Annotated in this window: 13 protein-coding genes and 2 pseudogenes; 9 read left to right on the top strand and 6 right to left on the bottom strand. The window is 70.1% G+C overall.

The window, feature by feature from the left end:
• Window positions 1-253 precede the first annotated feature (253 nt).
• Both ACIPSA_RS45670 and ACIPSA_RS45665 read right to left on the bottom strand, forming a co-directional pair.
• On the bottom strand, window positions 254-1,339 hold the full coding sequence (locus ACIPSA_RS45670) for an S-adenosylmethionine:tRNA ribosyltransferase-isomerase (protein ID WP_402646754.1): 1,086 nt from the start codon (window positions 1,337-1,339) through the stop codon (window positions 254-256).
• The gene (locus ACIPSA_RS45665) at window positions 1,336-2,034 is read right to left on the bottom strand and encodes an SDR family NAD(P)-dependent oxidoreductase (protein ID WP_402646751.1); all 699 of its coding nucleotides are present in this window, start codon (window positions 2,032-2,034) and stop codon (window positions 1,336-1,338) included. The genes ACIPSA_RS45670 and ACIPSA_RS45665 overlap by 4 nt, the downstream gene beginning before the upstream one ends.
• Window positions 2,035-2,273: 239 nt before the next feature.
• Between ACIPSA_RS45665 and ACIPSA_RS45660 the strand changes: the two genes are divergently transcribed.
• The 3 genes from ACIPSA_RS45660 (at window position 2,274) to ACIPSA_RS45650 (ending at window position 4,415) form a co-directional block, all read left to right on the top strand.
• Window positions 2,274-3,419, top strand: coding sequence for a GAF domain-containing sensor histidine kinase (locus ACIPSA_RS45660; protein ID WP_402646748.1), 1,146 nt, complete (start codon window positions 2,274-2,276; stop codon window positions 3,417-3,419).
• Window positions 3,412-4,053 (top strand): response regulator, encoded by a 642-nt coding sequence (locus tag ACIPSA_RS45655; protein ID WP_402646745.1) that lies wholly within the window; start codon window positions 3,412-3,414, stop codon window positions 4,051-4,053. The genes ACIPSA_RS45660 and ACIPSA_RS45655 overlap by 8 nt, the downstream gene beginning before the upstream one ends.
• Before the next feature lie 113 nt (window positions 4,054-4,166).
• A complete protein-coding gene (locus ACIPSA_RS45650) occupies window positions 4,167-4,415 on the top strand; it encodes a chaplin (RefSeq protein ID WP_402646743.1) in 249 nt (82 codons plus the stop codon).
• 258 nt (window positions 4,416-4,673) lie between these two features.
• Here ACIPSA_RS45650 and ACIPSA_RS45645 read toward each other — a convergent pair whose 3' ends face one another.
• The gene (locus ACIPSA_RS45645) at window positions 4,674-5,459 is read right to left on the bottom strand and encodes a hypothetical protein (protein WP_402646740.1); all 786 of its coding nucleotides are present in this window, start codon (window positions 5,457-5,459) and stop codon (window positions 4,674-4,676) included.
• Between the two features lie 150 nt (window positions 5,460-5,609).
• Here ACIPSA_RS45645 and ACIPSA_RS45640 point away from each other — a divergent pair, with 150 nt between their 5' ends.
• The 3 genes from ACIPSA_RS45640 to ACIPSA_RS45630 all read left to right on the top strand — a co-directional run bounded on the left by ACIPSA_RS45640 (window position 5,610) and on the right by ACIPSA_RS45630 (window position 7,978).
• Window positions 5,610-6,407 (top strand): ABC transporter ATP-binding protein, encoded by a 798-nt coding sequence (locus ACIPSA_RS45640; protein ID WP_402646738.1) that lies wholly within the window; start codon window positions 5,610-5,612, stop codon window positions 6,405-6,407.
• Between the two features lie 51 nt (window positions 6,408-6,458).
• Window positions 6,459-6,890, top strand: coding sequence for an NfeD family protein (locus tag ACIPSA_RS45635; RefSeq protein WP_402646735.1), 432 nt, complete (start codon window positions 6,459-6,461; stop codon window positions 6,888-6,890).
• 131 nt (window positions 6,891-7,021) lie between these two features.
• The gene (locus tag ACIPSA_RS45630) at window positions 7,022-7,978 is read left to right on the top strand and encodes an SPFH domain-containing protein (RefSeq protein ID WP_402646733.1); all 957 of its coding nucleotides are present in this window, start codon (window positions 7,022-7,024) and stop codon (window positions 7,976-7,978) included.
• 63 nt (window positions 7,979-8,041) lie between these two features.
• On the opposite strand, the gene ACIPSA_RS45625 is transcribed toward ACIPSA_RS45630, so the two are convergent.
• The 3 genes from ACIPSA_RS45625 to ACIPSA_RS45615 all read right to left on the bottom strand — a co-directional run bounded on the left by ACIPSA_RS45625 (window position 8,042) and on the right by ACIPSA_RS45615 (window position 10,075).
• A complete protein-coding gene (locus ACIPSA_RS45625; RefSeq protein WP_402646730.1) occupies window positions 8,042-8,548 on the bottom strand; it encodes an HNH endonuclease in 507 nt (168 codons plus the stop codon).
• 163 nt (window positions 8,549-8,711) lie between these two features.
• A complete protein-coding gene (locus ACIPSA_RS45620) occupies window positions 8,712-9,251 on the bottom strand; it encodes a YbhB/YbcL family Raf kinase inhibitor-like protein (protein ID WP_402646727.1) in 540 nt (179 codons plus the stop codon).
• Window positions 9,252-9,292: 41 nt separating this feature from the next.
• Entirely contained in the window at window positions 9,293-10,075 is a 783-nt protein-coding gene (locus tag ACIPSA_RS45615; protein WP_402646724.1) for a sporulation protein, read from the bottom strand.
• A gap of 137 nt (window positions 10,076-10,212) precedes the next feature.
• Between ACIPSA_RS45615 and ACIPSA_RS45610 the strand changes: the two are divergent.
• The 3 genes and pseudogenes from ACIPSA_RS45610 to ACIPSA_RS45600 form a co-directional block, all read left to right on the top strand.
• A pseudogene (locus ACIPSA_RS45610) lies at window positions 10,213-10,470 on the top strand (DNA-3-methyladenine glycosylase); the annotation flags it as partial.
• A 14-nt stretch (window positions 10,471-10,484) separates the two neighbouring features.
• The gene (locus ACIPSA_RS45605) at window positions 10,485-11,096 is read left to right on the top strand and encodes a DNA-3-methyladenine glycosylase (protein ID WP_402646720.1); all 612 of its coding nucleotides are present in this window, start codon (window positions 10,485-10,487) and stop codon (window positions 11,094-11,096) included.
• A gap of 36 nt (window positions 11,097-11,132) precedes the next feature.
• Window positions 11,133-11,439: pseudogene (locus ACIPSA_RS45600) on the top strand (DNA-3-methyladenine glycosylase); the annotation flags it as partial.
• Window positions 11,440-11,853: the final 414 nt, after the last annotated feature.

Here is an 11,853-nt window from a genome sequence, read left to right as displayed (position 1 = left end):
GGCGGAACGGGGTCCGTCCCGTACGAACGCCGCGGGGGGAAACCCGCGGCGTCGAGCGACGAGAGCAATTCTTAGCGGCCGCAAAATCTCGTGGCAAAGGTGTGACGTACGATCCCGGGTAGTGGATCAGGGAAGGGCAAAACGGGACAGACTGGAACGTCTGCCCCGTTCGCGGCGCGACCCTTTATCTCCTATGTCCGTTCGTACGTGATGTGCACCCTATGCGCGGGCTCACATCGCAGAAGAGGAATCCTCACCGATAGTTGCCGTTGCAATGCTCTACGTGAGGGCCTTTCTCCGGCAGGACGAGATGCACGTCGCCGAACTCGTGCCACAGGTAGAGCCCACGCAACGCCTCCTCGTAACCGCGGTCGACCGCCGCCCGCCCCGCGATCGCCTCCAGCATCAGAAGGTGCGAGGCCTCCGGCTCGTGCAGCCCGGTCAGCAGCCCGTCGACGACCCGCACCCCGCGCTCCGGCGTCACCACCAGATCGGTCCACCCCCCGGCCGCCCGCACCACCCCGTCCGCCGAGGCCGCCGACTCCACGGCCCGCACCGCCGTCGTACCGACCGCGATCACCCGGCCGTCCCCGGCCCGCACGTTGTTGATCAGCCGCGCCGACGCCTCCGGCACCGCGTACCGCTCCGGATACGGCGGCTCGTGCGCCTCCATCGACGCCACCCCGGTGTGCAGCGCGACCGGTGCGAACCGCACTCCCCGGCTGACCAGCTCCGCCACCAGCCGCGTGGTGAAGGGACGGGCGGCACTCGGCATCTCCGCACTGCCCGCCCCGTCGTCGGACGGCAGCGCGAACACCGTCTGGTACACCGACAGGGGCTGGTCCCTCTCCGTATAGGAGTAGCGGATGGGCCGCCCGTGCTCCCGCAGCAGCCCGAGCACCTCCGCCCCGGCCACCCGCGCCCACCACAACCGCTCGCCCCGCGCGCTCAGCGGCTCCTCCAGAACCAGCCCCGTACCCCCGGGAAGCCGTACCTCTGTCCCCGCGGGCGCCCCCGCATGTGCGCGCGTGGTGCCCGTTCCGTCCGGTTCCCGCAGCTCGACCGCCCACCGCCCGTCGTCCCCGCGCGTGGAGAAGTGCACCACCACGCGTGCGTGCCCGATCCGCCCGTCCACCGCGGCGGCCAGGGTGGGAGACGTGTTCACGACCAGTAGATCCCCGGCCCGCAGCAGCCGCGGCAGCTCCACGAACGCGTGGTGCGACACCTCGGTCCCATGCGACACCAGCAGCCGTACGGCGTCCCGCTCCAGCCCCGGCCCGCGCTGCTCGGCCGGCACCCGCGCCGACAGCTCCTCGGGGACCCTCACCGCCAGCGTCATCGCCGCCCCTCCAGCAGGGCGGCCGCCCCATAGCGGCCGCTCGCCGGACGCTCGTCCAGCAGCCGCAGGAAGGCGGGCACCACACCGGCCGGCTCCGGCCGAGGGGCGTCGTCGTCCGGCACGGCCGCCGCGTACAGCTCCGTGGCCATGTCCCCCGGGTCGACCGCCCACACCCGCAGCCCCGGCTCCTCCTCGGCGAGCACCGCGGCGAGCTGGTCCAGGGCCGCCTTCGACGCCCCGTAGCCGCCCCAGGTCCCGTACGCCTCGGCGGCCGCGTCCGAGCTGACCGTGACCACCGCGCCCGCCGGCGCCTCCCGCAGCAGCGGCAGCGCGTCCTGGACCAGGCCCAGCGCGGCCACCACGTTCACCTCCAGCGCCCGGCGCAGCCCCTCCAGGGGCAGCTCCGCCAGCCGTACCAGCGGCTCGGCGCCCAGCGCGCTCGCGTTGTTCACCAGCAGGTCGACACCGCCCAGCTTCCCGGCCGCCGCCACCAGCTCGGCCCGGTGGGCCGCGTCCGTCACGTCTCCGGGCAGTACCTCCACCCGCGTGCCGTGCCCGGCGACCGCCGTGGCCGCCTCCGCGAGGGCGCCGGCGCCCCGGGCGTCGAGCACCAGGTCCCAGCCGCGCGCGGCCAGCGCCTCGGCGAGCGCCCGTCCCAGCCCCTTCGAGGCCCCCGTGATGATCGCTACCGGCATGACAACCGTCCCCTCTCCGTCGCCGCCTTGCGAACCGTGTTCCGATCGGCGGTGGCAACAACGTAGGAACGCGACCGCCCCGCCCGCCTCGGACGCGGGCCGCAGAGCGGCGGGGCCATTCGCCCTAAGCCGCGCGTCCGGGGCCCCCGGCCTAAGCCACGCGGCCTAGGCCCACCGGCCCAGGTCCTGCCGTCACAGGCCCGATCCGCGCTGTCACACCCCGCCGGTACCGTGAGGACATGAGTCAAGGCCCCCGGTCCGGCCTAGCCGCGGTGAGTTCCGCGTTGCTGGCCATGAGCAGGCACCTGGAGGTGCGCGACGTCCTCAAGACGATCGTCGCCTCGGCCCGCGAGCTGCTCGACGCGCAGTACGCCGCCCTCGGCGTCCCGGACGACCACGGCGGCTTCGCCCAGTTCGTGGTCGACGGCGTCAGCGACGAGCAGTGGAAGGCCATCGGCCCGCTCCCGCGCCAGCACGGCATCCTCGCCGCGATGCTCCAGGACGCCCGGCCGGAGCGCCTCGCCGACGTGCGCAAGGACCCGCGCTTCGAGGGCTGGCCGGCCGCCCACCCCGACATGTCCGACTTCCTGGGCCTGCCGATCCGCGACGGCGACGAGATCATCGGCGCGCTGTTCCTCGCCAACAAGAACTGTGTCAAGCCGGAAGGCAGCTGCGGCTTCACAGAGAAGGACGAGGAACTGCTCTCCATCCTCGCCCAGCATGCCGCGATCGCCCTCACCAACGCCCGCCTGTACGAGCGCAGCCGCGAGCTGACCATCGCCGAGGAACGCTCCCGTCTCGCCCACGAACTCCACGACGCGGTCAGCCAGAAGCTGTTCTCCCTGCGCCTCACGGCACAGGCGGCCGCGGCCCTGGTCGACCGCGACCCGTCCCGCGCCAAGGGGGAACTGCAGGTGGTGGCGCGACTCGCCGCGGAGGCGGCCGACGAACTGCGCGCCGCCGTCGTGGAGTTGCGCCCCGCCGCCCTGGACGAGGACGGCCTGGTCGCCACCCTGCGCACCCAGATCCAGGTCCTCGACCGCGCCCACAGTGCGCGCGTGACCTTCGAGAGCAGTGGATTCCGCGCGCTGCCCGCCGCCCAGGAGGAGGCCCTGCTGCGCGTCGCCCAGGAGGCCCTGCACAACGCCCTGCGGCACTCGGACGCGAAACACGTGGAGGTCACCCTGGCCCGCCGCGCCTGCGGAGCCGTCCTGCGCGTCACCGATGACGGCAACGGCTTCGAGCCGCAGTCCGTCCGCCGTGCGGGACGCCATCTGGGGCTGGTCTCCATGCGGGACCGGGCGGACGGGGTCGGCGGCGCGCTGACGGTGGAGTCGGCGCCCGGCAAGGGCACCACGATCGAGATGGAGGTCCCCGGTGGCTGACGCAATCAGGGTGCTGCTCGTCGACGACCACCAGGTCGTCCGCCGGGGCCTGCGCACCTTCCTGGAGGTACAGGACGACATCGAGGTCGTGGGCGAGGCGGCCGACGGTACCGAAGGAGTCGCCCGCGCCGAGGAGTTGAAGCCCGACATCGTCCTCATGGACGTCAAGATGCCGGGCATGGACGGCATCGACGCGCTGCGCAGGCTCCGCGAACTCGGCAACCCCGCGCGCGTGCTGATCGTCACCAGCTTCACCGAGCAGCGCACGGTGGTCCCGGCCCTGCGCGCGGGCGCCGCCGGATACGTCTACAAGGACGTGGATCCCGACGCGCTGGCCGGCGCCATCCGTTCGGTGCACGCCGGCCACATCCTCCTCCAGTCGGAGGTGGCCGGCGCCCTGCTCTCCCAGGAAGAGGCCGGCTCCGGCCAGGGCAGGGGAGGGTCACTCACCGAACGGGAGCGCGAGGTACTGGGCTTGATAGCGGACGGCCGCTCCAACCGCGAGATCGCCCGCGCCCTGGTCCTGTCCGAGAAGACCGTGAAGACGCATGTCTCGAACATCCTGATGAAGCTCGACCTCGCGGACCGTACCCAGGCCGCGCTGTGGGCGGTACGTCACGGTGTGACAGGGTGAGATTCATACCGTCGGGGGAATGTCACCCGGGCGGCGCACCCTCCGGAGACCTCCGCCGTTCTCCAGTGCGTGCTGCGGCGACTGCCGCGGCGATCGCCTAGGAGGGGTTGAACGTGAAGAACCTGAAGAAGGCAGCGGCCGTGACGATGGTGGCCGGTGGCCTGATGGCCGCGGGCGCGGGGATGGCCTCCGCGACGACCGGCGGCGCGTGGGCCGGCGGCGAGGCCAAGCACTCCCCGGGTGTCATCTCGGGCAATGTCGTTCAGGCCCCGGTGCACATCCCGGTGAACGTGGTCGGCAACAGCGTGAACGTCATCGGAGCCCTGAACCCGGCCTTCGGCAACGTGGGCATCAACCACTGAGCCCACCCCGCTGACTCCCGGCCTCCCGACACCTCACCGGGAGGCCGGTCGGCCATTGCGGCGCAGGTCGGTATCACCAGCCCGTCCGGCCATTGCGACACGGGTCGGTATCACCAGCCTGTCCGGCCATTGCGACACGGGTCGGCACCAATCAGCCCGTCCGGCGTTTGAGGACGAGGCCGTCCAGGCCGATACGGGGGTCTGGGGGCAGCGCCCCCAGCTTCGCCGACACCAACGCCGGTCACCACCAAACCCCGCTCACCTCCCCCGCTCCCGCACCTCCACAACGGAGTTGTACGCCGCGACCTGCGCCCGCCGAGCCGTCCGCTCCACCGGCCGCAGCGCATCCCCACGCGCCGCCATCTCCGACGCGCTCACCGCACCCCCGTGCCCCCTCTCGTGGGCGAGCGAAACCAACAGCCCCACCCGCTGCGCCAGCTCCAGCACCCGCACCGACCGCGGCGGGTACCCCGGCGCCAGCACCTCCCGTCCCCGCTCGGCCCGCGCCCGGTACGCGTCGATCGCCGCCTCCGCCACCGGCCCCGACCCGGCGACATCCAGCCGCGAGAGCACCTCCGTCGCGTCGTGCAGGGCCTCCGCCAGCTCCCGCTCTGCCTCACCCAGCGACGGGACATCGGCGGGCGGCGCCTCCCGCACCGGCAGGCAGTGCCAGACCACCTCGACGTGAACATCACCAGCGGGCCCGGCCTCGTGCACCTCGGGCACCAACCCGAACGCGGCGCCGTGACAGATCACCGCCTCCTCGGCCTCCAGCGCCCGCGCATTGAACTCCGGCGGCCCGCTCAGCCCCAGCGGATGCCCCGGAGCGGGCAGCGCCACGCGCAGCCCGGTCACCCCGAGCGTGCGCAGCCGTCCGAGCGCGAGCGTGAGTCCGACGGGTGCCGCCTCGCCCGGCAGCCCCTCGACCCGGTGCACGGCGTCGTCGCCGACGATGGCGAGCACGGCGTCATCCGGAGAGACAAGTCCGGCCAATAGGGCATTTCCCCAAGCGGCGAGGCGTCCTGAACGCGGTTCCGAGAGCATGCCCCCACCCTAAGGACCGGACCGATGGAATGGACGGTGGCACCGGTGGCGTAGATTTCGTAGGGGCTGCGCCCACCGGCGCGGCGGACCGAGCCACAGGCGTACGCGACAGCCGAGACCGGCCACACTGCAAGGGGAGACAACGCGCTCATGAGCGATGTTCTGGAGCTTCAGGACGTATCCGTGGTCCGCGAGGGCCGGGCTCTGGTGGACCAGGTCTCCTGGTCGGTGAAGGAGGGCGAGCGCTGGGTCATCCTCGGCCCCAACGGCGCCGGCAAGACCACCCTCCTGAACGTCGCCTCCAGCTACCTCTACCCCAGCAAGGGCACCGCCGGCATCCTCGGCGAGACCCTCGGCACGCCCGGCACCGACGTCTTCGAGCTGCGCCCCCGCATCGGCATGGCCGGCATCGCCATGGCCGACAAGCTCCCCAAGCGCCAGACCGTCCTGGAAACCGTGCTGACCGCCGCGTACGGCATGACCGCGCACTGGCAGGAGGACTACGAGGAGGTCGACAAGCAGCGTGCCCGCGCCTTCCTCGACCGCCTCGGCATGAGCGACTACCTGGAGCGCAAGTTCGGCACGCTCTCCGAGGGCGAGCGCAAGCGGACTCTCATCGCCCGAGCCCTCATGACCGACCCCGAGCTGCTCCTCCTCGACGAGCCCGCCGCGGGCCTCGACCTCGGTGGCCGCGAGGACCTGGTCCGCCGCCTCGGCCGCCTCGCCCGCGACCCGATCGCCCCCTCCATGATCATGGTCACCCACCATGTCGAGGAGATCGCCCCCGGCTTCACCCACGTCCTCATGATCCGCCAGGGCAAGGTCCTCGCCGCGGGCCCGCTCGAACTCGAACTCACCTCCCGCAACCTCTCCCTCTGCTTCGGGCTCCCCCTCGTCGTCGAGCAGGTCGGCGACCGCTGGACCGCCCACGGTCTGCCGCTGTCCTGAGCCCCGTTCGCGCCCTGTCCGCAGCGGGACTTGGGGTCATACCATGACCATGTGAACGACATCGACGCATGGGTGTGGTGGCTCGTCGGCGCGGCGGCGCTCGGAATCCCGCTCGTGGTCACCGCGATGCCGGAGTTCGGCATGCTCGCGGTGGGCGCCGTCGCTGCCGCGGTCGTCGCCGGCTTCGGCCTCGGAATCGTGATCCAGGTACTCGTCTTCGTCGTCGTGTCGGTCGCCCTCATCGCCGTCGTACGCCCCATCGCGGCCCGGCACAGCGCCCAACGCCCCAAGCTCGCCACGGGTGTGGAAGCGCTGAAGGGCAAACAGGCCCTCGTCCTGGAACGCGTGGACGGCTCCGGTGGCCGCATCAAGCTCGCCGGGGAGATCTGGTCGGCACGTTCTCTCGACACCGACCGCGCCTACGAGGCGGGGCAGGAAGTGGACGTCGTGGACATCGAGGGGGCCACCGCGATCGTCATCTGACCTCGTAGGACTCAACTGAACCGAACACCCCACGAGTTGTGCGACGGTCTGTCAGACTCGACCAGCAAGATCTTCAACAACCATAAAGATCTGCCGAGGCGCCGAGGCGGAGAAGGGTACGGGGAACCACGATGGAACCGGTCATCATCGTATTGATCATTCTGGTGGTGTTGGTCTTCATCGCCCTGATCAAGACGATCCAGGTCATCCCACAGGCCAGCGCAGCCATCGTCGAGCGCTTCGGCCGCTACACGCGGACACTCAACGCGGGCCTCAACATCGTGGTCCCGTTCATCGACACCATCCGCAACCGCATCGACCTGCGCGAACAGGTCGTGCCGTTCCCGCCGCAGCCGGTGATCACCCAGGACAACCTGGTGGTCAACATCGACACGGTCATCTACTACCAGGTGACGGACGCCCGCGCGGCCACCTACGAGGTCGCCAGCTACATCCAGGCCATCGAGCAGCTCACCGTCACCACGCTCCGCAACATCATCGGCGGCATGGACCTGGAGCGCACCCTGACCTCCCGCGAGGAGATCAACGCGGCCCTGCGCGGCGTGCTCGACGAGGCCACCGGCAAGTGGGGCATCCGCGTCAACCGCGTCGAGCTCAAGGCCATCGAGCCGCCAACCTCCATCCAGGACTCGATGGAGAAGCAGATGCGCGCCGACCGTGACAAGCGCGCCGCGATCCTCACCGCGGAAGGCACGCGCCAGGCGGCCATCCTCACCGCCGAGGGTGACAAGCAGTCCCAGATCCTGCGCGCCGAGGGTGAGGCCAAGGCCGCCGCCCTGCGCGCCGAGGGCGAGGCCCAGGCCGTCCGTACGGTCTTCGAGGCGATCCACGCCGGCGACCCCGACCAGAAGCTGCTCAGCTACCAGTACCTCCAGATGCTCCCGAAGATCGCCGAGGGCGACGCCAACAAGCTCTGGATCGTCCCCAGCGAGATCGGCGACGCCCTCAAGGGCCTGTCCGGCGCCATGGGCAACTTCGGCTCCCTGGGGGGCGGTTCGGGCGGCGGAGGCTCGGTCCCGCCCCAGGGCAACGGCTCGGAACGCCGCGAGAAGCCGTCGATCGACTGACATCGCGCGTACACGGAGAGGGGCTCACCTTCGTCGGAAGGTGAGCCCCTCTCCGTGTACCGGCTAGGCGGCCGTCTGGGACAGCCACTCCGGCAGCGCCTCGAAGTCCTCGTGCCCCAGCGCCAGCAGCATCGCGTCCTGAGGCGTCGGCTCGAACGGCAGCCGCAGCAGCGGCATGCCCGCCTGCTCCGGAGTCCGGTCGGCCTTGTGGTGATTGTCCTCCGCGCACGAGGCGACCGTGTTCAGCCACGAGTCCGCACCACCCTGCGCCCGCGGCACCACGTGGTCCACGGTCGTCGCCCGCCGCCCGCAGTACGCGCACCTGTGCCGGTCCCGCACCAGCACACCCCGCCTCGACCACGGGGCTTGTCTTCGGAACGGCACCCTCACATACCTGCAGAGCCTGATCACCCGCGGCGCGGGTATGTCCACCTCGGCACCGCGCATGCGCAGTTCGGGGTGGGCCTGCTCGACGACGGCCTTGTCCTGCAGCACCAGAACAACGGCGCGGTTGAGTGTCACCGTCGACAGCGGCTCGAAGCTCGCGTTCAGCACCAGCGTGTCCCGCATCCAGCCCACCTCCCGTGTGCACCGCCCACCCCCCGGCGGGCTTGGATCAACTCTGGACGGGCGCGCCGAGATGGACAACGCAATAAAAAATGCCCGCCTCTGATCACTTCCAAGACCAGAGGCGGGCAAACGTTCAATGAACGCTCGACTGATTCAGCGGGTGTCAGCCCTCGGCGGGGTTCTCGTACTCACCGATGAGCTGGGCGCGCGCGATCGCGTGGAACCGCAGGTTGAAACCGACGACGGCGGGAGAGGCGTCGGCGTCCGGACCGAGCTTCTCCTGGTCCACCGCGTACACCGTGAAGACGTACCGGTGCGGCCCGTCCCCGGGCGGCGGAGCGGCACCGCCGAAGTCCTTCGACCCGTAGTCGTTACGCGCCTGGACCACGCCCTGAGGCAGCCCCTCGAACTTGCCGCTGCCCGCGCCCGCCGGCAGCTCGGTCACCGAGACCGGGATGTCGAACAGGACCCAGTGCCAGAACCCGCTGCCCGTCGGGGCGTCCGGGTCGTAGCAGGTCACGGCGAAGGTCTTGGTCTCGGGCGGGAAGCCCTCCCACCGCAGCTGCGGCGAGGTGTTGCCGGCCGCGTAGACCTGAGCGTCCTTGAGGGTCGCACCCTCCTCGATGTCCTCGCTCGTCACCGTGAACGACGGCACGGGCGGGTGGAAGTCATGGGGGAGCGGCCGCCTTTTGAGCTCGGTCACCTCGGTACCTCCTGATCGGTTCCGTTCATTAGGACCCGAGCCTAGAACCAGTTGCGCTTGCTGCCGACCTCGGACAGCCACTGGTTGAGGTACGCCGCCCAATCGGTCCCGTGGAAGTCGTGCAGACCCACCTGGAACGACCGGTAGGTGTCACTGCCCTCGCTGAACAGCCCCGGCTTCTTGTCCATTTCGAGGATGACGTCCATGGCGTGCTCATCGGCCACGAAGCTCAGCTCGACCTGGTTCAGACCCCGGTACTGCGACGGCGGGTAGAACTCGATCTCCTGGTAGAACGGCAGCCGCTGCCGGGTGCCCCGGATGTGGCCGCGCTCCATGTCCGCGTTCTTGAAGCGGAAGCCGAGCTGGATGAACGCGTCCAGGATCGCCTTCTGCGCCGGCAGGGGGTGGACGTTGATCGGGTCCAGGTCACCCGAGTCCACGGCCCGCGCGATCTCCAGCTCTGTGGTCACACCGATGTGCATCCCGCGCAGCGCCTGCCCGTCGATCATGGTGATCGGCGTCTCCCAGGGGATCTCAAGCCCGAACGGTACGGCGTGCACGGCGCCGGCCTGCAGCTCGAAAGCGCCACCGAGCCGCACCTTGGTGAACTCGATGTTCTGCTTGTACTCCTCGTCGCCGCTCTCCACCTCGACCCGCGCCTGCAGGCCCACTGACAGTCCCTGGATGTCCTGGTTCACGGACCCGCCCTGGATCCGCACCTCACCCTGGACGACGCCGCCAGGGACCACGTTGACCTCGGTCAGCACCGTCTCGACGGAAGCCCCGCCGGCCCCAAGGCTCGCGAGCAGCTTCTTGAACCCCATGACTCTCCCTTTACGTATGGATCCCTGACCCCTACAAACGCGATCCGGACGTGACCGGTTCCGCGCCACACCCTGGCAATCGGGGGATCCTTTGACCACCCCTTGGCACAGACCCGCCTGGACTACGCTCGTACGACATGATCGCGCCCCCGGACCGTACGCCACTGCCGAGGAGGTTCTTCGACCGCCCTGCACTGGAAGTCGCCCCCGACCTCCTCGGCCGGACCCTCGTACGGCAGACCCCGGACGGGCCGATCGCGGTGCGCCTCACGGGGGTGGAGGCGTACGACGCTCCGAACGACCCCGGCTCGCACGCCTGTCGCGGTCGCACACCCCGCAACGACGTGATGTTCGGTCCCCCCGGACACGTGTACGTCTACTTCACCTACGGCATGCCAAGTCGGTCAGCATGAACGTTGTGGATCTCGCTCGCCCTGCTGAAGAAGTCGCCCCCGAGCTGCTCGGTGCCACCCTCACCCACGACACCCCCGCGGGAACCGTGAGCATCACCATCACGGAGACCGAGGCTTACTCCGGCACGGCCGACCCTGCCTCCCACGCCTACCGGGGCAGGACACCCCGCAACGCCGTGATGTTCGGGCCCGCCGGACATCTGTACGTCTACCGATCTCACGGCCTCCACTGGTGCGCCAACATCGTCACCGGAACCGACGGCATCGCCTCGGCCGTCCTCATCCGCGCAGGCAGGGTCATCGAAGGGGAAGACCTGGCACGCGAGCGGCGAGGAGCGGAGGTCGAGACCCCACGCCTTGCGCGGGGTCCGGGGAACTTCTGCCAGGCGCTCGGCATCACGGCAGAGCACAACGGCACAGACCTGCTGACGGGCCCCTCGGTCGAGCTGTCCGAGGGCGAGCCAGTACCCGCAGCACTCATCCGGGTCGGCCCTCGGGTAGGCGTGAGCAGAGCCCACGACTGGCAGCACCGCTTCTACCTCGCCGGTGATCCAACAGTCTCGGCGTACCGCCTGAGCCCGAGAGCCAAGCCGTCCGGCGGAGCCTGAGCCGCTGTGCGCCTCGCAGCGGCTCGCCGCTGAGTAGGCGCGGAGCTCGTGCGTAAACGTCGACTCTCGGCCCGAAATGACAAGGAACTGGCCAAAGGGCCGGCCCGCCTGGCCGCGTCCCTGGGCGTGGACCGCGCACTCGACGGCACGGACGCGTGCGCCGTCGGCGAGACGCCGCCGAGGATGCTCGGCCGACACGTCCGTGGCCTCCGACCAGGTACGCAACGGCCCCCGAACCGGCGTGGCCGGCGACGGAGGCGTCCACCCTTGGCGTTTCTGGATCGTCGACGACCCGACCGTGAGCCCCTACAGGGCCCACGCGCCCAGGCGTCGCTCAAGTTGACTCGTCCCTGGGAGGTGCGTAATGTAGCCCGAGCCGCTGAACCGGGTACGGCAATCGCCAGCAGCCGGAGCGGCCACCCACTACCTGCGATTTCCCCCTGACGGGGGCGAATTTTGGCGTGCCCGCATGCCTGAATTCGATCCCGCGGAACTCGATTATGAGTTGCCGGGAGGATCGGCTAACGTAGTGAATGTCGAAAGGCCGACGGGTGAAAGCCCAAAAGCCTCAGACAAACCCCGCCGACTGGGAATCAGGGCCGAAAGGATCTGATAGAGTCGGAAACGCAAGACCGAAGGGAAGCGCCCGGAGGAAAGCCCGCGAGGGTGAGTACAAAGGAAGCGTCCGTTCCTTGAGAACTCAACAGCGTGCCAAAAATCAACGCCAGATATGTTGATACCCCGTCTCCGGTCATCA

This window comes from Streptomyces sp. NPDC086549 (genome assembly GCF_044746205.1).
Lineage (GTDB): Bacteria > Actinomycetota > Actinomycetes > Streptomycetales > Streptomycetaceae > Streptomyces.
Note: the sequence above shows the minus strand (reverse complement) of the source record. Positions and strands in the feature narration are given on the sequence as shown.

Coding starts and splice junctions, on each gene's coding strand:
- ACIPSA_RS45625 (WP_402646730.1), bottom strand. CDS start 8,548: ATGCGGGACACGCTGGTGCTGAACGCGAGCTTCGAGCCGCTGTCGACG.
- ACIPSA_RS45660 (WP_402646748.1), top strand. CDS start 2,274: ATGAGTCAAGGCCCCCGGTCCGGCCTAGCCGCGGTGAGTTCCGCGTTG.
- ACIPSA_RS45665 (WP_402646751.1), bottom strand. CDS start 2,034: ATGCCGGTAGCGATCATCACGGGGGCCTCGAAGGGGCTGGGACGGGCG.
- ACIPSA_RS45645 (WP_402646740.1), bottom strand. CDS start 5,459: ATGCTCTCGGAACCGCGTTCAGGACGCCTCGCCGCTTGGGGAAATGCC.
- ACIPSA_RS45615 (WP_402646724.1), bottom strand. CDS start 10,075: ATGGGGTTCAAGAAGCTGCTCGCGAGCCTTGGGGCCGGCGGGGCTTCC.
- ACIPSA_RS45605 (WP_402646720.1), top strand. CDS start 10,485: ATGAACGTTGTGGATCTCGCTCGCCCTGCTGAAGAAGTCGCCCCCGAG.
- ACIPSA_RS45640 (WP_402646738.1), top strand. CDS start 5,610: ATGAGCGATGTTCTGGAGCTTCAGGACGTATCCGTGGTCCGCGAGGGC.
- ACIPSA_RS45630 (WP_402646733.1), top strand. CDS start 7,022: ATGGAACCGGTCATCATCGTATTGATCATTCTGGTGGTGTTGGTCTTC.
- ACIPSA_RS45670 (WP_402646754.1), bottom strand. CDS start 1,339: ATGACGCTGGCGGTGAGGGTCCCCGAGGAGCTGTCGGCGCGGGTGCCG.